Origin of the sequence: Solwaraspora sp. WMMD792, from assembly GCF_029626105.1 — a bacterium.
Lineage (GTDB): Bacteria > Actinomycetota > Actinomycetes > Mycobacteriales > Micromonosporaceae > Micromonospora_E.
On record NZ_JARUBH010000009.1, the window covers coordinates 203,970 to 226,277 of the forward strand.

A 22,308-nucleotide genomic window follows, 5' to 3' on the forward strand; every position below is an offset into this window, starting at 1 on the left:
TGTTCTGTGGTGGGCCGTCGGGCGGGGCCGGCCACGCGTCGAAGGGGCGGCTCCGGCCGCCCCTTCGACGCAGCGCCGCGAGTCAGACCTTGGCTTTGCCCAAGATCCGGTTGACTGTTGTGCCGCAGACCGGGCACTTGCCCTTGGCCATGTTCATGCCGGTCTTCGACACCTCGACGGTGCCCTCGAAATCGCGCTTCTCCTTGCACTTCACGCAGTAACCGTTGTAGGTCTGGGCCTGGTCGGCCACGGTGCCCCTCCTCGTCTCCTCGCCGGGTGGTTGCAGACCCGGCGTGCACCCGCTCGCGGCGACCGTCGGCGGCGCCGCGCGCTGGGATTTTCTCCGCGGCCACTGTTGACCGCCGGTCCGCGGACCCTACCCAGGACTGGGCGGTTCCATGTCAACAATTCACCGACACTGTGAGTAAGTCGACGTCGAGAGTGTGCATGCCGCAATAGATCGGATAAGTCAGATTCGCAGTGACACGCCGGGAGAAGATCCGCAGGTGGTCACCGGCCGGGGGGTGGAGGTGAAAACTTCTTCGTGATCGCCTACGGTGATCCTGGGCGGCTCGGGCGCGACGTACGGCGGTCGAGTGGGTAACTTTTTTCGCGACAATCGGCCCCAAAAGGGGTGATTCACCCTCGCTACGCCGTGTTGCCTCTTGCGTTCCCCTGGTCAGTACGGATTAGCGTGCCATCGTGAGCGAAACCCGGGGCTGCGCGGGCCGCTGATGGCAGGGGCGCGTAAGCCGGTCGTCGAGGTGCGGCGCAGCCAGCGCCGACGCCGGACGGTGTCCGCGTACCGGGAGGGCGAACGCGTCGTCATCCTCATCCCGGACCAGTTCTCCCGGGCCGAGGAGACTGAGTGGGTGGACCGGATGCTCGCCCGGCTGGCGGCCCGGGAGGAACGCCTCCGCCGGTCGGACAGTGAGTTGATCGGCCGGGCCCGCCGGCTGGTCGACCGCTACCTGCCGGAACACGCCCGGGTGGTGGTCCCGGCGAGCGTCCGGTGGGTGACCAACCAGAACAGCCGCTGGGGGTCGTGCACCCCGGCGGACCGGACCATCCGGATATCCCACCGGATCCAGGAGATGCCGGACTGGGTCATCGACTACGTCCTGCTGCACGAGTTGGCGCACCTGGTCGTGCCGAGCCACAACGCCCGGTTCTGGGAGCTCGTCGGCCGCTACCCCAAGGCGGAACGGGCCCGCGGCTACCTGGAAGGGGTGGCGGCGGCCAGCGGCTTCGTCCTGGCCGACTGACCGACCTGCCGGCTGCACCGACTACGCCAACCACGCCGGGTGCGCCCCGGACCTGCCGAGTGCGCCGCCGCTAGAGTGGGTCAGATGCGCCGCGCCGTGGTCATCCTCCTGCACCCGGTCGACTGGTCCCCGCCCGGCACCGACCCCGCCACCTGGCGGGCCGCCCTGGCCGAGGACCTGGTCGACCTGCTCGCCACCCTGAGCCAGGTGGAACCGGCGATCGCCGCGACCGCAGCCGACCTGCCGTTGGCCAGGTCGATCGCCTGGCCCGACATGCCGATCCACCAGCTGCCGGAGATCTCGGTCAACGCGGCGCTGGCCGCCGCCGCATCAGCCGGCTACGACCAGGCTGCGGTGCTCGCCGCCGACGCGCCGGACCTGCCCGGCCTGCTGATCGGCAAGCTGCTGCGGCCGATCACCACCCGGCCGGTGGCGGTGGCACCGGCCGGCGGTGACGGCGGGGGACTGCTCGGCGTGGCGGCCCAACTGCCCGCGCCGGGCTGGTTGCCGACGCTGGACCTCGCCGCCGACCCGCAGGCCGTGCGGGCGGCGGCGCCGCACCCGGGGCAGGTGGCGGTCACGCCGCCCTGGCGTCGGCTGCGCGGCCCGGCGGACCTGGCGGCCCTGAACCCGGCCGTCGAAGGCTGGGAGACCACCCGCGCACTGCTGACCGCCGGCTGAACCCGGCCGGTCGGTCAACAGGGCTAGTCGGTCAACGGGGCCGGTCGGTCAGCGGGGCCGGTCGGTCAGCGGGGCCCATCGGCCGGCGGCTCCGGCTGCGGCGGCTCCGGCGGGTCGCCGCCGAAGTCGATGTCACCGAGGTCGAAGTCGGTCTTCGCCTGGGCGAACGCCTCCGGGTCGGCGAAGTCGTCGTCCGATGGCAGCAGGTCGGGGTGGCTCCACAGCGCGTCCCGGCCGTCGATCCCACGGTGGGCGTCCAGCGCGGCCCACAGCGCGGCCGCCTCGCGCAGCCGGCGGGGTCGCAGCTCCAGCCCGACCAGGGCGGCGAAGGTCTGCTCCGCCGGTCCACCGGCCGCCCGCCGACGCCGGAACGCCTCGGCCAGCTTCACGACGTTCGGCAGCCGGTCCCCGGCGGCGCTGTCGACGACGTGACACACCCAGCCCTCGATCAGCGCCAGGACCGTCTCGATCCGGGCCAACGACGCCTGTTGGGCGGGGGTGTCCTCCGGAGTGAAGATCCCCTCCATGGCGATCTCCTGCATCGACTCCGGATTCATCGGGTCGACTCGCCCGAGGGCGTCCTCGATCGCCTCCCGGTTGACCGTGATCCCGGACGCGTAGGTCTCCACCGCTGCCAGCACGTGCCCCCGCAACCACGGCACATGCTCGAAGAGGCGCTGGTGGGCCGCCTCCCGCAGCGCCACGTACAGCCGGACCTCCTCCTCGGGCAGCTCCAGGCCGGACCCGTACGCCCGAATGTTGGCCGGCAGCAGCGCGGCGGTGCCGGCCGGGCCCAGCGGCAGCCCGATGTCGCTGGCCGACAGCACCTCGGTGGCGAGCGAGCCGAGCGCCTGGCCTAGCTGACCGCCGAACAGGGCCCCGCCAAGAGTGGTCATCATGGCGTGCATCGGGCCGAGCTGGCTGCGGGCCTCCGGCGGAACGAGGTCGCCCATCGCGCCGACCATCCGACCGGCCACCGGGTCGCAGAGCTTGCGCCACACGTCGAGCGTCCGGTAGATCCACTCGTTGCGGTTCCACGCCGCCGACGTGCGGGTCCCGGACGGGAACGTCGACGACGACTCAAGCCACAGGTCGGCGACGCGCAGCGACTCCTCGACGGTGTGCCACTCGTGCGGGTTGACCGACGGGTCACCCTCGGCGGCGAGTTGGCTGGCCGCCACCTGCCGGGCCAGGTCCCAGTTCACCGGACCGCTGCCCGGAGCGGCGAGCAGCTGCTGCAGCTGCGCCATGAACTGCTGCATCTGCCGTGGGTCGTTGGGGTCCGGAGGCTGGCCGCCGGGGAGCTGGAAGCCGAACGGAATATCAGGCACGCCCTCCACGGTACGCGGGCCACCGGCCGCAACGCCGCCGGTGCGTTCCGCTCAGCGCGAAGCTCCGCGTCACCGGCGGGACCGCAGTCGGTACGCTCAGGCGCATGAGACGTCGCGGTGTCACGGTCATCCTCGGCGCGCTGCTCACCGCACTGCTCGCCTACGCCGTGCTCGCCGCACCGGTCCCGTACGTGGTGCTGGGCCCCGGCCCGACGGTCGACACACTCGGCACCGACGACGGCGCGGACGTCATCCAGATCACCGGGACCGACACCTCGACCTCGGCCGGTCAGCTGCGGCTCACCACCGTCGGTGTGCGCCCCAACGTGGGGCTGCGGGAGGCGGTCGCCGGCTGGTTCAGCGACGCCGAGGCGGTGGTGCCGTACGAGGTGATCTACCCGCCGGGGCAGACCCAGGAAGAGGTCGAGGAGCGCAACGCCGAGGACTTCGCGGCGTCGCAGACCAGCGCCGAGACCGCGGCGCTGCGCCAGCTCGGCTACCCGGTGCAGGTGCTGGTGAGGGCGGTCACCCCGGACGGGGCGTCGGTCGGGCTGCTCGACGTCGACGACGTGATCACCTCGGTCGACGGCACGCCGGTCAGCTCGGCGACCCAGCTGACCGAGCTGATCCGGGCCGAGCCGGAAGGCAGCACGCTGACCATCGGCTACACCCGCGACGGCCAGTCGGCCACCGCCGAGATCACCACCCGGGCCAGCGACGGCGGCCCACCCCGGATCGGCATCGAGATCACCGAGGAGCAGCCCAGGCCGTTCGAGCTGACCATCGACCTCGACGAGATCGGTGGGCCGAGCGCCGGGCTGATGTTCGCCCTCGGCATCATCGACAAGCTCGAACCCGAGGACCTCACCGGCGGCAAGATCATCGCGGGGACCGGGACCATCGACAACGAGGGCAACGTCGGCGCGATCGGTGGCATCCCGCAGAAGCTGGTCGGCGCCAAGGAAGCGGGCGCGGTCGCCTTCCTCGTCCCGCAGGCCAACTGCGCCGAGGCGGTCGCGAACGCCGTACCCGACCTGCCGCTGCTGCGGGTGGCCACCCTCGACGAGGCGCTCGACGCGCTGGCCCGGCTGCGTACCGGCGAGAAGCCGACGCTCTGCGGCAGCGACTGACACCCCGGTCAGGTCCACCTCAACCGGCCCTGAGGTGGACACACCCCGTAGTCTTGGTGCCTGATCGCCCAGCGGATCACACCAACGTGCGGAGTACCTAGTCGTGGTCATGCGTAGCAGCCCAATGCCCGGAATGAGCCGACGTGGCCGGGTCACCGTCGGCGTACTCATCGGGATCTTCCTTCTGTTCACCCTGCTCGGCTGGGGGGTGAACGCATGGACCGACTGGTTGTGGTTCGAGGAGGTCGACTACACCCAGGTCTTCACCGGCGTGCTGTTCACCCGGCTGCTGCTGTTCGCGGCGGTCGGCCTGGCCATGGCACTGGTGGTCGCGGCCAACCTGTGGCTGGCGTACCGGCTGCGGCCGACGCTGCGGCCGCACTCGCCGGAACAGGTCAGCCTGGAGCGCTACCGGATGCTGCTCAGCCCCCGGATCGGCATCTGGATCACCGCGGCCGCAGCCCTGGTCGGCGTCTTCGCCGGGCTGTCCGCGCAGAACCGGTGGAGCCAGTGGCTGCTGTTCCGCAACTCCCAGGAGTTCGGCGTCACCGACCCGGAGTTCGGCATCGACATCGGTTTCTACGTCTTCGAGTACCCGTTCCTGCGCTACCTGCTCGGCCTGGCGTTCACCGCCGTGGTGCTGTCGGTGATCGGCGGGCTCGCCGTGCACTACCTCTACGGCGGCGTACGGCTGCAGGGCATCGGTGACCGGATGACCACCGCCGCGCGGGCCCACCTGACCACGCTGGTCGCCGTCTTCGTCCTGCTCAAGGCGGTCGCGTACGTGCTGGACCGGCGCGGCATGCTGCTGGAGTACAACGAGCAGGCGCGCATCTACGGCGCCGGCTACGCCGACATCAACGCGCTGCTGCCGGCGAAGGAGATCCTGGCGTACATCTCGATCGTGGTGGCGATCGCGATCATCGTGTTCTCCAACGCGGTGATGCGCAACCTGGTCTGGCCGGGCATCTCGCTGGCGCTGCTCGGCATCTCCGCCGTGGCGATCGGTGGCATCTACCCGTGGGCGGTGCAGACCTTCGAGGTCAACCCGAGCCTGCGGGACAAGGAGGCGGCGTTCATCGAACGGGGCATCGTCGCCACCCGGGAAGCGTTCGGGCTGGACATCAGCCAGCAGACGCCGTACCCGGCGACGAACCTGACCCCGCCGGAGAGCCTGGCCACCGACACCGCGGTGGTGCCCAACATCCGGCTGCTCGACCCGCAGCTGGTCTCCGAGACCTACACCCAGCTGCAGCAGGTGCGTGGCTTCTACGACTTCGGCACCAAACTGGACATCGACCGCTACACCATCGACGACGAGACCCAGGACTACGTCGTCGGCATGCGGGAGATCAACTACGGCGAGCTGACCGAGCAGCAGAGCAACTGGATCAACCGGCACACCGTCTTCACCCACGGGTACGGCATGGTCGGCGCGCCGGCCAACCGGGTGGTCTGCGGCGGGCAGCCGTACTTCGTCTCCGGCTTCCTCGGCGACCAGGCCCAGGAGCAGTGCTCCTCGGCCACCGAGGAGATCCCGGTCGAGCAGCCGCGGATCTACTACGGCGAACAGATGGACGGCACCGACTACGCCATCGTCGGCTCGCCCGGCGACAGCAACGTCGAGTTCGACCGGCCCACCTCCAGCGGCGGCGAGCAGTACTACACCTACACCGGCACCGGCGGGGTCGAGGTCGGTTCGTTCGGCCGCAAACTGCTGTACGCGATCAACGAGCAGGAGACCAACTTCCTGCTCTCCGAGGCGGTCAACGAGAACTCCAAGCTGCTGTACATCCGCAACCCACGGGACCGGGTGGAGAAGGTCGCCCCGTTCCTGACCATGGACGGCGACCCGTACCCGGCGGTGGTCGACGGCCGGATCCAGTGGATCGTCGACGGCTACACCACCTCGGCGACGTACCCGTACTCGGAGCGGGTGAACCTGCAGGCGGAGACCGCCGACGAGCTCACCGGCCAGGGCACCTTCGTGCTGGCCCGGGAGAACGTCAACTACATCCGCAACTCGGTCAAGGCCACCGTCGACGCGTACGACGGCACCGTCCGGCTCTACGAGTTCGACGAGAACGACCCGGTGCTCAAGGCGTGGAACGCGGCGTTCGGCGGCGACCTGGTCATCCCGAAGGCGGAGACGCCGCAGGAGCTGGTCGACCACTTCCGCTACCCGGCGGACCTGTTCAAGGTGCAGCGCAACCTGCTGGCCCGCTACCACGTCACCAACCCGGCCGAGTTCTTCTCCGGGCAGGACTTCTGGGAGGTGCCGAACGTCCCGGACTCGCCGGACAGCGGGGTCAAGCAGCCGCCGTACTACCTGATGACCCAGCTGCCGGAGCAGGACGAGCCACGGTTCCAGCTGACCTCGGCGGTGACCCCGGCCGGCCGGCAGAACCTGGCCGCGCTGATCTCCGGGTCGTACGTCGACGGGCAGCCGCAGCTTCAGGTGCTGGAGCTGCCCGACCAGACGGCGATCTCCGGCCCGGTGCAGGTGCACCAGCGGATGACCAACAACGCGGCCATCCGGCAGCAGTTGAACCTGCTGTCGTCGAACCAGGCGCAGGTGCAGTACGGCAACCTGCTGTCGCTGCCGTTCGGCAACGGCATGCTCTACGTCGAGCCGGTCTACGTGAAGAGCAACCAGACCAACGCGTACCCGCTGCTGCAGCGGGTGCTGCTCTCCTACGGTGACGGCGGTTCGTACGTGGTGCTGGCCAACAGCGTGCAGGACGGCATCCGGCAGCTGATCGAGCAGGCGGAGGCGGGTGGCGCGCCGACGACCCCGCCGGAGGGCGAAGGTGAGGGTGAGGGCGAGGAGCCCGGTGGCACCCCGACCCCGACCCCGCCGGCCACCGGTGACCCGGGTCTGGTGACGCCGGAGCTGCAGGCGGCCGCCGCCGAGGTCAGCGCCGCGATCGACGAGGCCCGCGCCGCGCAGGCGGCCGGTGACTTCCAGCGGTACGGCGAGGCGCTGGCCCGGCTGGACGCCGCGATGACGGCGTTCCAGGCGGCGCAGCAGGCGGCCGGGGTGGGCGGTGCCCAGCCGCCGACCACCGACCCGTCACCGGGCGCCGATCCGTCGCCGACCGGCTGACACCCAACTGACTGACGCCGAAACCGGCCTCGGTGATCCCGACTTGTCCGCTTTTGTGGGTGGATCAGGGCGGGATCACCGAGGCCAGTCGGTCAGTACGGGGGTCGTTTTGCGGCGGGCTGACGGTATGCGCTAGGGTTAACTCATCGCCGCGGGGTGGAGCAGTTCGGTAGCTCGCTGGGCTCATAACCCAGAGGTCGCAGGTTCAAATCCTGTCCCCGCTACCACGGTGAACGGCCCGCCAGGGATCTCCCTGGCGGGCCGTTTCGCGTCTGCTGCTCGGGCCTTCCGCGATGGCTGCTCAGCCCTGTCCGGGCCGGCTGCTCGGGCCGGCTGGCCCGGCGGTCAGCTTGCCGCCTCCCACAGCCAGGTTTGGATCAGTTGCGGGTCGCCCTGTTCGACGGTGAGCTGATTGCCGACACCGTGATCGGACAGGTACAGGTCCTGCGGCACCCCGGCCACGACGGTGCGGTTCGCCAACGCGATCGACAGTGACCCCTGGCTTTCGCACCACAGGTAGCCGTCGGTGTTGCCCCGGAAGCGGTGCAGCGCGACCGGTGCCCCGTCGACGGACACCCCGGCCGGCGCGGCGCTCAGGTAGCCGCCGGCGTTGGCCAGGTAGTAGCAGTCCTGGCCATCGGTTTGCCCGGCGGGAATGACGCTGAACCGCTGGTTGTCACCGTCGTTCTCGGCGTGCAGGATCGCCGGCGTGCCGTCGGCGTTGCCGCCGCCGGAGATGTCGACCACCAGGTCGGTCTGCTGCTGCGGCGGGAAGTGGTTGATCTCCCGCAGGTCGGACATCGACTCCTCGCTCTGGAAGAACCAGCGTTGCTCGGCCGACCCGTTCCAGTCCCGCCCGGCCAGCCGGTGCGAGCCGGGTAGCGCGGTCAGCAACTGGTCGGTGACCATGTTGCGCAACGTCCACGTCCCGTCGCCCTGGTAGTCGGGCCGCCAGAGCTGATCCGCCGCCTCGTTGGGCCACTGCACCACCGGCGCGTCCGTCACTGAGCCCTCCTGGCCCAGAAAGTTGCCGGTGAGCAGGTGGACCAGCCGGTAGTAGGACGGGAACTCCGCGCTCGGGTCCAACCACCACCGCTGCTGGAAACCCGAATGGAACGGTACGTCGAGGATCTCGTTGTCGCTGCCGAAGCGGTCGATGTCGGCGACGTTGGTGGTGCCGGCGTTGCGCAGCACCGCGTTGCCGGGCGGGGTCGGCTGCGCCACCAGCTCCGGCGGGTCGGCCGCGGCTTCCAGGACCAGCCGGAACCGGGCCGGCAGATGATCCGACAGCAGGATCTGCGACAGGGTCTCGGAGCCGGTGACCCGGGGTACGTTGCCGGTGTCCGGCACCACCGCGTAGTCGAGGAACCGCTGCGGATCCCGGGTCGGGTGGGTCGGCGTCGGCGGGGCGTGCACCCGGAACTGCCCGGCGGGCAGCGCGTTGGCCAGGTTGTCCGGATCACGGTTGAAGTCGCCCATCGCGACCCAGTCCAGCGGCTGGTTGCCCGGCCCGGCGGTGAGCATCCGCTGCCGGATCGCGCCGAGCAGTCCCGGCATGTCGTTTCCGTTGCCGGAGAACCCGTGCACGGTGAAGAAGACCGTGCCGCCGACGTTCACCCCCAGCGCCGGCCGGCCGCCCATCGGCGAGGCGACCACGAAGATCCCGTCCGCGGGCACCTGGTGGCGGGTGGCGACGGCCAGGTTGACCCGGCCCGGCCCGTTCGCCGAGGTGTCCGTGTGCAGCCAGTAGAGGTAGCCCTGGGGGCGGCGGGCGGTCCCACCGTGGCGGTACTCCCGCACCGGCGGGAACGTCCCGTCGGCCCGCTGGAAGTCGACCTGCTGGTGGTCGGTCGGCGGCCCGGCACTGGGCGGTGGCGCACCGGCCTCCTGCAACGCGATCACCGTGGCGCCGCCCACGGCCAGCGGCAGGACTCCGTTGACGTACTTGTCCTCGTATTCGCCGTCCTGGCCGGTCCAGCCGCCGGACGTGCCGGCACCCTGCATGTTCCAGGTGGCCGCCTGGCGGACCTCCTCGATGCGGGGTTCGAGCTGCCCGACGTCGTTCAGGAACAGTGACGGGTGGCGGTACCCGGTGGCGGCGACGACGCCCTGCCCGCCCGTGTAGTCGAGGGTCTCCCGACCCGACCAGTCGGGGATCACCGACCCGGCTGCGCTCAGGTGGCGGAACCGGCGCGGGTGGGCCGGGTCGGAGCCGAACTGGTAGATCGTGTCTCCCGGGTCGGTGGTGCCGGTCACCGAGTACGGCTCGTACGTCACGTACGGACCGCCGGGGGTGAGTTGTTTGGACAGTTCGTTGTGGTAGAAGACGTTCTGCGGCCCGGCCGACCCGGACCACTTGATCGCCTTCGGCCCGGCCGCCCACCAGATCGGATACCAGGTGCCTTCGTCGACCTGGCCGCCCTCGCCACCGCAGTTGGCGGTGCAGCTACCCGAACTGTGCTCGTACGGCACCCGCACGGTGTTGCCCTCGAACAGGTTGTACCGTTCCCAGCCGCCGTGCAGGTTCAGGTCGGAGTCGAGGTCGTTGCGGAACACCACGTTGCCGCTGGCCGACCACTGGAAGGTGAAGTGCCGCAGGTTACGGCTGGTGTTGTACGCGTACAGCGAGTCCCAGACGCGGCTGCCGCGCAGGTAGCCGTTGCCGCCCTTGCCTTTGTTCCACGCCCCGTCGAAGGTGTTGTCCTCGATCTGCAGGTTGCGGGCGACCTCGGTGACCACCGGGTGGGATCCGGTCATCGTGCCGGACAGGCCACGGACCCAGCTGTTGGCCGCCCATTTGAACAGCACCCCGTTCATGGCGTACTCGGGGGCGAGGTTGCCGTAGTTGTGGACCGCGTCGGTCGGGTCGAGGGCGTACGTGCCGCCGCCGAGCTTGGGCAGCCCGGTCATCTCCTGGGTGAAGGCGAAGTTCTCCAGCCCGACGCCCTCGACCGCGGTCAGCGGGGTGACCTTGCTGGCGAACGGTGTCTCGGTCAGCAGCGGCGGCGAGCCGTCGGAGACCGAGTCGACCGGCAGGTCGTACTCCAGCGGTCGGTCCAGGGTGATTGTCTTGGCGGACGTGTCCACCCGGGTCACCCGGAACATCTGCTGTCGCATATGGAGGTTCTCCATCATGCTGGCGTGTTCGGCGTAGGTGACGCCCTGCTGTTCGTAGAAGTTGATGCTGTTGGCCGCGCCGACCCAGACGTAGCCGCCGGCCGAGAACTTCGACATGTTGGTGTTGCCGGCCAGATGGATGACGGTCTGTCCGGCGCGGGCGGAGAATCCAGGGTCGTCGCTGCGGCCGGCCAGCTTCTGTCCGGAGACCCAGTGCTGGTTGACGGATCCCTCGAACAGGTCCTTGCGGTTGGCCGGCGCCGCCTGCCACTCGTCCTGGTAGCGGCTGGCCACCTGGCGGGTCTGCACCTTGAACAGGGCCCGGCCCGGCCAGATCCAGCCGCCCTTGCCGACGTCGTTGCCGCTGCCGTAGCTCATTCCGTTCGGCTCCCAGCGGCTGCCGTCGCTGCTGAGGGTGTCGTATCGGGTGTCGGTGTCTGGTCGGAACACCACCTGGGTGCCGCCAACACCGGCTCCCTGGCCGCGCAGGATCAGGAAGTTCGCGTCGACGTAGATCTGCCGGGACACGTCTATCCGGCCGGCCGGCAGGCTGATCAGTGACAGCCGGCGGTGGTTGGCCGACGGCGAGCAGACGTCGCGGACGTGATCGATGGCGGCCTGCAGGCCGGCGCTGTCGTCGAGGCCGTCGTCGGCGATCACGCCGAACTCACCGGCCAACCGGCTGGGGTCGAGGCGGCAGGCCGCGTCGGTGGTCGTCAGGTGGTCGCCGGGCAGCGGCTGCCCACCCTGGTAGCCCACCCGCGACCAGTCGGGCAGCCCGTCGAGGCCGCCGCTGATCCGGTTGACCATGCTCAGGTTCGGGCGACTGGTGGACTGCGGGCCGTTCGCGGTCGCGGCGGTGCCGACGGTGGCCGCGCCGGCGGCGGTCGCCGGCGGGCCGGCCTGCGCCATCAGCGGCGGGCTCCACGTCGGACTGGTGAGCGCGGCCGCGAGTACGGCGGCCAGCAGCAAGCGGTGTGTCATCACCCGGCCAGCCTCGCTCGACAACTGCCTGTGAGTCATCAGTGGCGGTGTGTGTTATTCGCCATCTGTCGATCTCTGCTTTTGCCCTGGTCCGGTCCGTTGGCTCATGGTGTGCCCTTGTCGCCCTCCTGAACCGGTTCGTCGGGCTGACCGTCGACCGACCGATTCGCCAGGTGCGCCGCCAGCAGTGCACGGGGGATCTCCATGGTGATGTCGCCGGCCCGGTCCGGACTGCGTACCTCCGCGATCGTCGCCGGTCCGTCGTCGGTTTCGCCGTCGCGTGTGGGCGCCGGGCGGGAGCGCAGGCGCAGGTCCCGCCGCCACAGCACGACCGGCAGCAGACAGACCAGCAACGCCACCCCGGGCCAGAGCAGCGACGGCAGGCTGGCGTAGTCGCGGGCGACGGCGACCGCGACCGCCGTGGCGAGCACCAGCAACCAGCCCAGGTGCGCCCGGAACGTGTACAGGCCGTCGCTGCTGCTGTGCGCCCCTTTCGGGGTGACCACGAACCGGGCCGGCCGGCGCAGCAGCGTACTCACCAACTGCCCGGCGTAGATCGGCGCGGAGATGATCGACATCAGCATGCCCTTGAGGCCGCGGGAGCCGGGTGCCTCGTACGGGCTGACGTTGTACCGCCGGTTGTGCAGGTAGAGCCAGAGCGAGAAGGCGGTCGCGTCGGTGTAGAGGGCGAACCAGATCTGCGGTGAAATCGTCATGCCGCTGACGCCGAGCGCCAGGAACAGCACGGCGTTGACGATGCCGAGCAGCCAGGCGACGGCCATCGACGGGTAGAAGGTGGTGATCAGCGTGTAGTGCAGCATCCCGCCGGCGGACAGCCGGGGGAAGTGCCGCCAGTAGCGGCCGACCAGCAGTTGGAAGGTGCCCCGCGACCAGCGCCGCTGCTGCGAAAAGTAGTCGCTCCAACTGGCCGGGCCGTCGCCGGCGGACAGCACGTCCGGGGTGTACACCGACTTCCACCGCCGACCCGTCGACGGGTTGCGGGTGGTGTGCACAGCCAGCCCGGTCGCCATGTCCTCGGTGATCGAGTCGGCCAGCCCGCCGACGCTGCGCAACGCGCTGATCCGTACCGCGTTGTTGGTGCCGACCAGCATCGACGTGCCGTACGCGTTCGCGGCCCGCTGGATGACGCTGTGGAACGGGAACTGCTGCGACTCGGCGGCCCGGGTGACGAACGACTCGCCGTTCTTGTAGCACTGCGGGCCGACGACGTACGCCACGTCCGGGTCGCGGAAGTAGCCGAGGATCCGTTCGGCGAAGTTGGCCAGCGGCACGTGGTCGGGGTCGACGGACAGGAACACGTCGTAGCGGTCGCCGTGTGCGTCGACCCAGGCGTTGTAGTTGCCGTGTTTGGTCCGGGCCCGGAACGGCCCGCGACGCTGGTTGTACCGCTCGACACCGTTGCGGGTGAAGTGCCGGATGCCGAGTTCGTCGCAGACCGCCTTGACCTCGTCGTCGTCGCCTTCGTCGAGCAGCCAGATGTCGAAGACGCCCCGGTGGCGGATCCGCTTCGCCGCGCGCAGCGTGTCGCGTACCACCGCGATCGGCTCCTTGCTCGGCACGATCGTGGTGAGGAAGGCGACCCGCAGCCCCCGGGGTGGGACGACCGGCACCGGATCCCGCGCGATCACCGAGGCCAGCGACAACGACAGTACGTTGACCAGCCGCAACGCCTCGACGATGGCGATCGAGCAGATGACGAAGATGTTGGCGACCCGGGCCGCCTCGGCTACCGGCCCGGGGTTGGTGTCGGCGAAATGCCCCGGCTGCAGCAGCCAGACGAAGAAGAACACCTCGAAGCAGATGTTCGCCAGCGCGATCGCCACCGCGGTGACGATCCGCCGGTTGCCGTGCGCCCCGTGCAGGCTGCGGTAGCGCACCCGGTAGGGCGCGTCGCCCGGCGGCTCGTTCAGCGGGCCGGCGAGTCGGCTATAGGATTCGAGCCGAGCCCAGGACCGGCCGTACACCGGGATGTCGAATTGTTCCGCCACAAGCCGTAAGCCGCCCCGCAGTCGCGCCCACCGGCCCACGCCCGGCCGCTGGTTTCGACGATCCTAGGCACCGGGAAGGCCTGCCCGGATCAGCCGGTTGAGCTAGTCTCGGCCGTGCTTTGCGCCAGTGACGGAGGACGAACGGTGCTGCTGTCGATAGTCCGCCAGTCGAGGTTTGCCCTGCCCATCGGCTTGTTCCTGGGTCTGTTGGCGGGTTGCGGCACTGCCCCGTCGGAGTCGGCCGGTGGTCTCGGCGACCAGATCACGGACGCCCGGACCGCCGGCACCACCGGGCAGCCGGTCGAGGTGCCGCTCGCCGGAGCGGAGCTGTTCGTCGATCCGACCGGTGCCGCCGCCGACCAGGTCACCGCATGGGCGGCGGCCGGCCGCACCGGTGACGCCGACCGGCTCCGGCGGATCAGCGACCAGCCGATGGCGGTCTGGGTGACCAGCGGCACCGCAGCGGTGCGCGCCGATGTCGACGCCGTGCTGACCCGGGCCGACGCCGTCGGCGGCATGCCGGTGCTGGTGGCGTACCACATCCCGGACCGGGACTGCGGCAGCTTCAGCGGTGGTGGTGCGCTCGACGGCGACGACTACCGGGCCTGGGTCCGCGAGTTCGCGGCCGGGATCGCCGGCCGCCCGGTCACCGTGGTCGTCGAACCGGACGCGGTGGCGCACAGCCTGGACAGCTGCGGCGCGGGCACCGCCGACGAACGGTTGGCGTTACTGGCCGACGCGGTCGCCGTGCTCAAGCAGACCGGCAGCGCCCAGGTGTATCTCGACGCCGGCCATGCCCGCTGGGTGGCTGACTTGCCGAAGCTGGCCGACGCGCTGCGCCGGGCCGGGATCGAGCGGGCCGACGGCTTCGCGCTCAACGTCTCCAACTTCATCGGTACGCAGGAGAACGTCGACTACGGCCGCCGGCTGTCCGACGAACTCGGCGGGCGTACCCGGTTCGTCGTCGACACCAGCCGCAACGGTGCCGGGCCGGTCGACGGCGCCACCATCGACGGCGGCCCGTCCTGGTGCAACCCGCCCGGCCGGTCGCTGGGGGAGGCGCCGACCACGACGACCGGACTGGACCGGGTCGACGCCCTGCTCTGGATCAAGCGTCCGGGCGAGTCCGACGGCGACTGCCGGCCGGGCGAGCCACCGGCCGGCCGATGGTGGCCCGAGTACGCGCTCCAACTGGTCGGCCAGCCAGGGTGAGCGTGGGCAGGGCTCAGCGCACCATCACCGGTACGCCGACCGACGGCACCCCGTCGGCGTCGACGGCGAACAGCAGGTAGGGCCCGGACGGCAGGATCGTCGCCTCCTCGGGCAGGTCCAGCTTCAGCCGCCCAAGGGTGGTGGCGGTGAAGTCGACCGCCACCGACCGTTGCTCGTTGTTGAGCATGTGGGTGGCGGCACCCGGCCGGATCAGCCGCACCCGGTCGATCCGGTCGGCGTGCGGGCTGATCACGGTGACGCTGCCGCCGCGTTCGACCCGATCCGGCACGCCGGCGAGGACCGGACGCACGCCGCCGAAGAGGTACGGCGGGGAGTACAGCTCCAGCCGCTGCTCGAACTCGCCGCTGATGCTGTTCTTGGCGTCGCGGAACAGTGGGTCGGAGCCGACGGTGAGCACCCGGCCGTCGGGCAGCAGCAGTGCCGCCGAGTGGTAGTTGCGGCCGACGCGCGGGTCGGCGGCGACCGTCAACGTGTTGCTGTCCGGGTGGTAGATCCGGGCGGTGTGGTTGTCGCTGAGGCCGCGGCCCCGGTAGTCGCTGGAACCGTTGGTGATCAGCACGGTGTCGTCGGGTAGCTGCACCAGGTTGGGGTAGCGGGTGCCGGCCGGCAGGTCCGGGCCGGCGGTGAACCGGGGATTCTCGGAGGTCAGGTCGATGAGGTCGATCCGGTCGCTGGACAGGGCCGACTCGCCGACCCCGCCGCCGCCGACGACCATGATCCGCTGGTCCTGCACCGGGCCGGCCCAGGCGCTCATGCTGGTTTCCAGCTGGTCGGTGTCGCGTAGCCCGTCGACCTTGGTGAACGTGTTGTCGCTCAGGTCCCAGAGGCCGGGGTCTCGGCCCTGGTCGTCGGGGCCGTAGCCGGCGTTCGACCCGGTGTAGAACAGCAGGTCGGGCGTTGCCGTCTGGAAGAGGCTGGGGTACGTCGGGAAGTACCGCTCCAGGTCGGGGCGCAGCGTCCAGCTCCTGGTCTGCGGGTCGTAGATTTCGTGCTGCGTGCCGTCGAGGACCTGGCCGCTGCCGTCGAGGCCGGCGACGGTGAGTACCTGCCCGTCGGGCAGCGTGGTCAGCGTCGGGTACCAGCGTTTGACGTGCATGTCGTCGACCCGCTCGTACCGTTCGGTCCACGGGTTGAACTCGAACGCGGCGTCGAGTCCCTGGTAGTCCTGCTTGTCCATGGTGATCGCCTCGGCGAGGCCGTAGATGTCCTGCACCTCGTCGCCGACCAGGCCGTTGACCCGGTACTGGGTCTGCCGGTCGACGACGTACTCGTCGCCGAAGCCGGCAGCATCGACCCAGACCTCCGTCTCGCTGGCGGTGACGACGACCCGGTCGCCCGGTTCGTCGGTCTTGGTGGCCGGCGGTACGACGAAGTCGTGCCCGGCGGAGTAGCGCCGCCCGTCCGGGGCGACGAATTCGGTGCCCTTGACGAAGCTGCGCGGACCGCCGTCCGGGGATTCGTTCTTGACCAGCATGGTGCCGCCGGCCCGTTCGATGTCGGGTTCGAGGACCTCGTACCGTTGGGTGCCGCCGGCGACGAGCAGGTTGCCGTCGGCCAGGAACGAGTGCCCGGAGCAGAACAGGTCCTCCGGGGTCGGCACGAGTTCGGTCCGTTCGGTCGCCGGGTCGAACAGCAGGGTCTTGAACGTGCCGGCGTCGAACTGCTCCCGGTCGTTGCCTGAGCCGGCGATCAGCAGCACCTTGCCGGTGGGCAGCAGCGCGGCGTGGATGGCGTTGACCCGCTGGTCCTCGGGGAGTTCGAGGACCTGCCAGTAACCGTGCTCCCGCTGGTACTCGACGCTGTTGAGCTCGTGTTCGTGCAGCCAATCGCTGGTGAAGCCGTACAGCGGCGGCACGTTGGCGCTGAGCAGGACCGATACGCCGATCACGGGCAGCAGGACGCGGTGGCGCAGGGTCGCACTGGTGAGCCGCTTCACCCGTCGAACGCTAGCCGTCAAGATCACCGACCTGGAGCGGCTGACCGGTCGGTGAGCCGGGCCGTCCGCCGGAGCGGCAGTGGTTCATCGGCCCAGTCGTGGTCAGCCGTTCGAGGCCGTGCCGGATCGGCCTATTCGGCCTGCTCGGCCTGCTCCCGTATCGACTCCGCCACGTCGAGTAGCTGACCGATGGTGCGGGGCTTGCCGGCCGCCGCGTCGTCCGCCGCCATTCCGGTGTCGGCCCGGAACCGCTGCCGTAGCTCGGCGGTGACCGCCAGCCCGTCGCCCTGCAGCAGGCCGAGCAGTGCGGTGTCCTTGTCGGCGGCGGGCAACTGAGCGATCCAGTCGGCCAGCCGGGCCGGGTCAGCGGCGGCACCTGAGGCGTCCGGCGCGCTGGCCTGCGCCGCGGCGGCGATCAGGGCGGGGTCGATCAGCAGGAACTCGGCGAACTCGTGCAGCGCGCCGGTCAGGTCACCGAGCCCGGCCGGCACCGGCGGTTCGGTCGCCTCGTCGCCGAACTCCCCGTCCTGGATCAGGAACAGCCAGGCCAGGTAGAGGGCACGGTAGTCGCCGGCGGCGAGCTGGTCGCGGACGCCGACGATGCTGGCGAGCCAGCCGTCGCCGTCGCGCTCGAAGTCCTCGACGCCGTCCGGGTCCTCGCGGAAAAAATTCAGGATCAGGTTGTCGCCCGACTGGTACGCCTCGGCCGGCTCGGCCCAGCAGTACTGCTGGGCGGTCGCCAGGTCGAGCAGCCGCAGCGGCAGCCGCAGCACCAGTTGCCGGGTGCCCCAGTTGGTGATGTAGAGGTGCGCGTCGAAGTACTCCTCGACCATGGCCAGCGGATCGCCGCCGAAGCTACCGAAGTGGTACACGTTGGTGAAGCTGGTACGGGTGATCTCCGCCCGGGTGGACAGCGTACGGAGCTCAGCCATCTGCTGCTCGTCGAGTGGCCGGTCGATGGCACGGAAGTCGTAGTACTGGTACTCGCTCACCCGGCCATCATTCACCCGGTCGCTGCCGGCTGCTGCCCGGGGTCAGTCCCGCATCCAGGACGCTGTGTCAGCGCTCAACACCGGTCCGTCAGCTAGGTGTGTAGCACGTTGCCATACTGGTCGACCGGAGAGCGAACAGATGCCGATGCAACAGTGCCCCGTCACCGACGTCACCCAGATCGCAGGGTTCTACGCGCAGATGACCGGCGTACTGGCTGGATTCGCGTTCACCGCAATGGTGGTTCTCCTCAGCCCTACTCAGGTGGACGAACGAGCCGAGGTGGGCAGGAAGGACGAACAGGTCCTGGCGGCGCTCTTCGCCGCCTTCATCGCCCTCGTCGTGGCGACCCTGAACTACTCGCTGCTGGCCGGTGAGCCTGCGGACGCGTCGCAGCGGGCCCACAGCATGCGACTGATCGACGGAGTGCCGTTCGGCATGGCGGCGGTGATGCTCTTCCAAGGCATCACGCTGTTGCTGATTGCAGGTCGGATGGGCCGACTGCTGGTGCGGACCGGACGCGCCTTCACCGTGGTGATCGGGCCCGCTCTCGCCTACTACTACCTGGTGAACGGCACGTCCGACATCGCAACCCTGCGGGCGGCGGGATCGGATGTCTGCGAGCCCCAGGCCGCAGCCCTGCTGGGGCAGATCCTCAACGTCGTTCTGGTGGCCGTCCTCGCAGCCTCCACGGTTCGGAGGTTGCAGCCGCCCCGGGGGCGCGACCTCGCACGACGACTGTCGAACATGCCAGCCGTGGCGGTGCTGGCCACGACGGTCATCGCGGCTGTGGCCAGCGGGTACGTAGGCTCTCGGCCGCCGGAGTTTCTGCTGCCGACGGCAATGGTCGACCTTTACCTGGTCGCGGTCTTCGCCGTGTTGCTCTTCGTCGGATTGACGATCGCACTGAGCGCACGCGATCAGCCGGCCGGCAGCCCGGTCGTCGTCGCTGCCGCTCGCGGGCGGACAGCACGGTGGCGGCGAAACGCGCAGCGATGGCCCCTGCCCCGGCGATGAGCGTGACCAGGCATACAGCCGCTACCACCTCGATGGACCGGCAGAGCCTGCCCGATCGGTATCGGATCGATGCTTTCCGGCTGATGGCGTCCCCATCCGGCCATAGATATGCTCTGGCGTTCTACATCGGTCACGTGCCCTGTGGAGAGTTGTGGATCATCAACGCATTCGTAGTCTCGCCGACCAGTCCGCCAACTTCGGGTTCCTTGTGGATCATCCGTTGCTGGTCTGGTACGGCGTCGGTGCCGAGTCGTTGATCTTTCTGAAGATGTCCGACGAGCGAGCGCGCCGGCCGCTCAAGCCGGAGCAGATTGTGCCGGTGGACCTGAGCTGGCAGACGTTGCTCGACCGCGAAGGTGTCCGGCTGGAGGTGCAGTACCGCAACATTCTGAGCGGGCTCGGGCAGGAGTCCGGCACGCTCGGCACGATCTTCCGCAAGGCGCAGAACAAGATCCAGGACCCGGCGAAGCTCAAGAAGCTGATCGTCGACCTGATCGACAAGGAGCAGTGGTCGCAGGCTGGCGTCGACGTCAAGGGCGACGCGTACGAGGAGCTGCTGGCCAAGGGCGCGGAGGACGCCAAGTCGGGTGCCGGGCAGTACTTCACACCGCGTGCGCTGATCGAGGCGATCGTCGACTGCGTGCAGCCGACCCCGGACGACACCATCACCGACCCGGCATGCGGCACCGGCGGGTTCCTGCTGTCGGCGTACGACCATATCCAGCGGCACCACGGCGACAGCCTGACCCGCGACCAGGCCCGGCACCTGGCTAACGGTGGGATCACCGGCACCGAGCTGGTCGACGGCACCGCGCGGCTCGCGGCGATGAACATGCTGCTGCACGGCATCGGTACGCCGAGCGGCCCGTCGCTGATCGACGTGCGCGACTCGCTCGGGCGGGAGCCGTCGAGCAAGGTCAGCCTGGTGCTGGCCAACCCGCCGTTCGGGCGTAGCTCGTCGATCCGCGTGATCGGCGAGGACGGGCGGGCCAGCCGTGAGGAGCGGGAGAACGATCGGTCCGATTTCTGGACGACGACATCGAACAAGCAGCTCAACTTTCCTGCAGCACATCGCGTCGATGCTGGAGATCGACGGGCGAGCCGCGGTGGTGCTGCCCGACAACGTGCTCTTCGAAGGCGGGGCGGGCGAGACGATCCGACGGCGGCTGCTCAAGCAGTACGACCTGCACACCATGCTGCGGCTGCCGACCGGCATCTTCTACGCCGGTGGGGTCAAGGCCAACGTACTGTTCTTCGAGCGCAAGCGCGCCCGCGAGGAGCCCTGGACCAGCAAGCTCTGGGTGTACGACTTCCGGACAAACAAGCACTTCACGCTCAAGCAGAACCCGCTGCGCCGGGAGCATCTGCAGGAGCTCGTCGACTGCTACCTGCCGGGCAAGGATCGGGCCGAGCGGGTGGAGAGCGAGCGGTTCCGCGCGTACGACTACGACGAGCTGCTCAGCCGCGACAAGGTCAACCTGGACATCACCTGGCTGAAGGACGCCTCACTGGAGGACGCCGACGCACTGCTGCCACCCGAGGTCATCGCCCAGGAGATCGTCGAAGACCTACAAGCCGCCCTACGCGAGTTCGCCGCCATCGCCGACGCGCTCACAAATCGACCAGGCGCCAGAGTCGAATCGTCATCTGCGGCATATTAAACGACTGCGTCCCGAGGTGATTCGTTGCTGAGTGGCGACACGATGGTGAAATGATAGCCGGCCAGTGATATTCATGGTTGATATTGAGAAGGTGTGGTAATGGTAGGAATATTCGATGGCTTTGAAGGTTATCGTGTTGTTGGTGATGATGAGAAGCGTGGCGCGCTGACGTCTGCGCTGGTCGCGGTTGATGCCAATGTGCTCCTTAATCTCTACCGCTACAACTCTCGTACCACGAACGACCTGCTGGCAATTTTCGAGAAGCTGGGCAACCGTCTCGTTGTTCCTTATCAGGCGGTTCTTGAGTTTCATCGCAATCGCCTCAAGGCGATTGGGAATCCGGAACAAGCTACCAACGATGCGCGTGCTGCGCTAGACAAGAGTCGGCAGAGTGCGGTTCGTGCCCTTGATGCGTGGTCCAAGAAGGTTGCGTTGAATGAGTCCGAATTGCAGGACATGTGCGCCTCGTTGGATCGGGTGTTCCACTCTCTCCAGGAGGCCATTGATCGCGCTGCGCCGGATTTGATTCACCCATCTACTCCAGCGGACACAGACTCGGTTCTGGGCAAGCTGGCAGAGCTGCTAAATGGCAAGGTGCTTGCTCGGCCGGACGACGAGCGCTGGAACGATCTCATCGCCGAGGGAAATAGGCGGGCTGACGATTCTGTACCTCCGGGTTACATGGATTCCGATAAAGTTGACCAAAATGTGGAGGGTGCGGCGGGAGACTTCTTGGTCTACATCCAGGCATGTGAGGAGGCGGCCAGGCGTCAGATGGATTTACTCATTGTTACCAATGATGAGAAGGAGGATTGGTGGTGGCGGCGAGGGGTGGATCTGATCGGACCGCGCCAGGAGATGGTGAAGGAGTTCTTCGACCTTACGGGTCGGCATCTTTTCCTGATGCGCCCTAGAGATTTGCTGGTCTACTCGGATGCTCTCGATGTCCAGGTCAATCCAGGGTCTGCCGAGGATGCGGGTGCCAGTCGTACGGACATCGACGAGAGTGGGGAGTGGACGCAAGAAGCTGTAGACAAGCTGCTGGAACGGTTGCGCGCGGAGGGTCGCCGGGATCTCGCTGACGTGATTCTTGAGGCTGCTCGTCAGGGTGGGACAATTGACCGTGACGCTGTTTATGTGCTTTGTGATTACAGTGAGGATCGATTGCTGCGCGGGTTCACGCGGCCGACCGCTCGCATCACGGCCGATCTGCAAGCCGAGAAGCTCATCCCTGCTTCGGTGGCGCCCATGCTCACCCCACTGTATCGTGGACCCGGTCGGCTTCATGCGGTACGAATCCCTCCGGAGGTTACCGAGATCCTTGGTTTGAGGGCATCTCCTATTCTCGCTGACGCGTCCTCTCGCGATGTGGAATCGCAAAATGTGGAGGTGGAAGCTGTTGGAAAATATAAGCCGTTGACCGACTATCTTGATGCGCTCGATACTGATTCAGTAAGAATGACATTTGGGAAAGTTGAGGATATCATTGGGGATGCGCTCGCGCCCTCGGCAAGGAGACATCTTCCGTACTGGTACTCGGTGCAGAATTCCCTAGGAAAGGCCATCAGTGCGGCCGGGTTCAAGTCGCGCGGCGTTCGGATCGATGCCGAGTCGGTCGAGTTCTACCGACCCAAGGTTTAGTGTTTGGATCGGTTGGGTGGATCGAAAGCAGGTGCCTGCGGCGGAGAATCGGGATCTCGAGCGGATCGGATTGGTGACCCAACTTGTCTATCTGCCCTGCCGCGTTCAAGGTGCAGCAAGTGGCGGCCTGATGCTATTGGCCCATGGATTCTCGCGTTCGGGTTGTCTATGCTATCGCGTTGGTGGGGCTGGTTGTTCTCGGATTCT

14 protein-coding genes, 1 tRNA gene and 1 pseudogene are annotated in these 22,308 nt (G+C 68.6%); 10 read left to right on the forward strand and 6 right to left on the reverse strand.

The window, feature by feature from the left end:
• Window positions 1-82 precede the first annotated feature (82 nt).
• Window positions 83-250 (reverse strand): DUF5679 domain-containing protein, encoded by a 168-nt coding sequence (locus O7629_RS02350; protein WP_233606684.1) that lies wholly within the window; start codon window positions 248-250, stop codon window positions 83-85.
• A gap of 484 nt (window positions 251-734) precedes the next feature.
• Here O7629_RS02350 and O7629_RS02355 point away from each other — a divergent pair, with 484 nt between their 5' ends.
• Both O7629_RS02355 and O7629_RS02360 read left to right on the forward strand, forming a co-directional pair.
• On the forward strand, window positions 735-1,265 hold the full coding sequence (locus tag O7629_RS02355; RefSeq protein ID WP_278167200.1) for a M48 family metallopeptidase: 531 nt from the start codon (window positions 735-737) through the stop codon (window positions 1,263-1,265).
• 84 nt (window positions 1,266-1,349) lie between these two features.
• Complete coding sequence (locus O7629_RS02360) at window positions 1,350-1,946, forward strand: hypothetical protein (RefSeq protein ID WP_278167202.1); 597 nt, start codon at window positions 1,350-1,352, stop codon at window positions 1,944-1,946.
• A 65-nt stretch (window positions 1,947-2,011) separates the two neighbouring features.
• On the opposite strand, the gene O7629_RS02365 is transcribed toward O7629_RS02360, so the two are convergent.
• A complete protein-coding gene (locus O7629_RS02365; RefSeq protein WP_278167203.1) occupies window positions 2,012-3,277 on the reverse strand; it encodes a zinc-dependent metalloprotease in 1,266 nt (421 codons plus the stop codon).
• Window positions 3,278-3,381: 104 nt separating this feature from the next.
• Here O7629_RS02365 and O7629_RS02370 point away from each other — a divergent pair, with 104 nt between their 5' ends.
• The 3 genes from O7629_RS02370 (at window position 3,382) to O7629_RS02380 (ending at window position 7,740) form a co-directional block, all read left to right on the forward strand.
• Window positions 3,382-4,407: a PDZ domain-containing protein gene (locus O7629_RS02370; protein ID WP_278167204.1), complete on the forward strand. Its 1,026-nt coding sequence runs from the start codon at window positions 3,382-3,384 to the stop codon at window positions 4,405-4,407.
• A 109-nt stretch (window positions 4,408-4,516) separates the two neighbouring features.
• A complete protein-coding gene (locus tag O7629_RS02375) occupies window positions 4,517-7,513 on the forward strand; it encodes a UPF0182 family protein (protein ID WP_278167205.1) in 2,997 nt (998 codons plus the stop codon).
• 150 nt (window positions 7,514-7,663) lie between these two features.
• Window positions 7,664-7,740: transfer RNA gene (locus tag O7629_RS02380), tRNA-Met, on the forward strand.
• Between the two features lie 118 nt (window positions 7,741-7,858).
• Here the strand turns inward: O7629_RS02380 and O7629_RS02385 are convergent.
• Both O7629_RS02385 and O7629_RS02390 read right to left on the reverse strand, forming a co-directional pair.
• Complete coding sequence (locus O7629_RS02385) at window positions 7,859-11,614, reverse strand: RICIN domain-containing protein (RefSeq protein WP_278167206.1); 3,756 nt, start codon at window positions 11,612-11,614, stop codon at window positions 7,859-7,861.
• 104 nt (window positions 11,615-11,718) lie between these two features.
• On the reverse strand, window positions 11,719-13,623 hold the full coding sequence (locus tag O7629_RS02390; RefSeq protein ID WP_278167207.1) for a glycosyltransferase family 2 protein: 1,905 nt from the start codon (window positions 13,621-13,623) through the stop codon (window positions 11,719-11,721).
• Between the two features lie 144 nt (window positions 13,624-13,767).
• Between O7629_RS02390 and O7629_RS02395 the strand changes: the two genes are divergently transcribed.
• Window positions 13,768-14,835 (forward strand): glycoside hydrolase family 6 protein, encoded by a 1,068-nt coding sequence (locus O7629_RS02395; RefSeq protein ID WP_278167208.1) that lies wholly within the window; start codon window positions 13,768-13,770, stop codon window positions 14,833-14,835.
• A gap of 13 nt (window positions 14,836-14,848) precedes the next feature.
• Here O7629_RS02395 and O7629_RS02400 read toward each other — a convergent pair whose 3' ends face one another.
• The gene (locus tag O7629_RS02400) at window positions 14,849-16,792 is read right to left on the reverse strand and encodes a galactose oxidase-like domain-containing protein (protein WP_278167209.1); all 1,944 of its coding nucleotides are present in this window, start codon (window positions 16,790-16,792) and stop codon (window positions 14,849-14,851) included.
• A 131-nt stretch (window positions 16,793-16,923) separates the two neighbouring features.
• On the reverse strand, window positions 16,924-17,784 hold the full coding sequence (locus O7629_RS02405; RefSeq protein WP_278167210.1) for a hypothetical protein: 861 nt from the start codon (window positions 17,782-17,784) through the stop codon (window positions 16,924-16,926).
• A gap of 199 nt (window positions 17,785-17,983) precedes the next feature.
• Here O7629_RS02405 and O7629_RS02410 point away from each other — a divergent pair, with 199 nt between their 5' ends.
• From O7629_RS02410 to O7629_RS02425, 4 genes and pseudogenes are all read left to right on the forward strand, one after another.
• On the forward strand, window positions 17,984-18,799 hold the full coding sequence (locus O7629_RS02410; RefSeq protein WP_278167211.1) for a hypothetical protein: 816 nt from the start codon (window positions 17,984-17,986) through the stop codon (window positions 18,797-18,799).
• A 268-nt stretch (window positions 18,800-19,067) separates the two neighbouring features.
• Window positions 19,068-19,697, forward strand: a pseudogene (locus O7629_RS02415) (N-6 DNA methylase); the annotation flags it as partial.
• A 181-nt stretch (window positions 19,698-19,878) separates the two neighbouring features.
• Window positions 19,879-20,460 carry an N-6 DNA methylase gene (locus O7629_RS02420; RefSeq protein ID WP_278167212.1) on the forward strand — a complete coding sequence of 194 codons (582 nt, stop codon included), beginning with the start codon at window positions 19,879-19,881 and terminating at the stop codon, window positions 20,458-20,460.
• Between the two features lie 99 nt (window positions 20,461-20,559).
• Window positions 20,560-22,101: a PIN-like domain-containing protein gene (locus tag O7629_RS02425; protein ID WP_278167213.1), complete on the forward strand. Its 1,542-nt coding sequence runs from the start codon at window positions 20,560-20,562 to the stop codon at window positions 22,099-22,101.
• Window positions 22,102-22,308 lie beyond the last annotated feature (207 nt).

What these genes read in the sequence shown, in the direction of transcription:
- O7629_RS02360 (WP_278167202.1), top strand. Translation starts at nt 1,350, where the DNA reads ATGCGCCGCGCCGTGGTCATCCTCCTGCACCCGGTCGACTGGTCCCCG.
- O7629_RS02385 (WP_278167206.1), bottom strand. Translation starts at nt 11,614, where the DNA reads ATGACACACCGCTTGCTGCTGGCCGCCGTACTCGCGGCCGCGCTCACC.
- O7629_RS02370 (WP_278167204.1), top strand. Translation starts at nt 3,382, where the DNA reads ATGAGACGTCGCGGTGTCACGGTCATCCTCGGCGCGCTGCTCACCGCA.
- O7629_RS02420 (WP_278167212.1), top strand. Translation starts at nt 19,879, where the DNA reads ATGCTGGAGATCGACGGGCGAGCCGCGGTGGTGCTGCCCGACAACGTG.
- O7629_RS02410 (WP_278167211.1), top strand. Translation starts at nt 17,984, where the DNA reads ATGACCGGCGTACTGGCTGGATTCGCGTTCACCGCAATGGTGGTTCTC.
- O7629_RS02425 (WP_278167213.1), top strand. Translation starts at nt 20,560, where the DNA reads ATGGTAGGAATATTCGATGGCTTTGAAGGTTATCGTGTTGTTGGTGAT.
- O7629_RS02355 (WP_278167200.1), top strand. Translation starts at nt 735, where the DNA reads ATGGCAGGGGCGCGTAAGCCGGTCGTCGAGGTGCGGCGCAGCCAGCGC.
- O7629_RS02375 (WP_278167205.1), top strand. Translation starts at nt 4,517, where the DNA reads ATGCGTAGCAGCCCAATGCCCGGAATGAGCCGACGTGGCCGGGTCACC.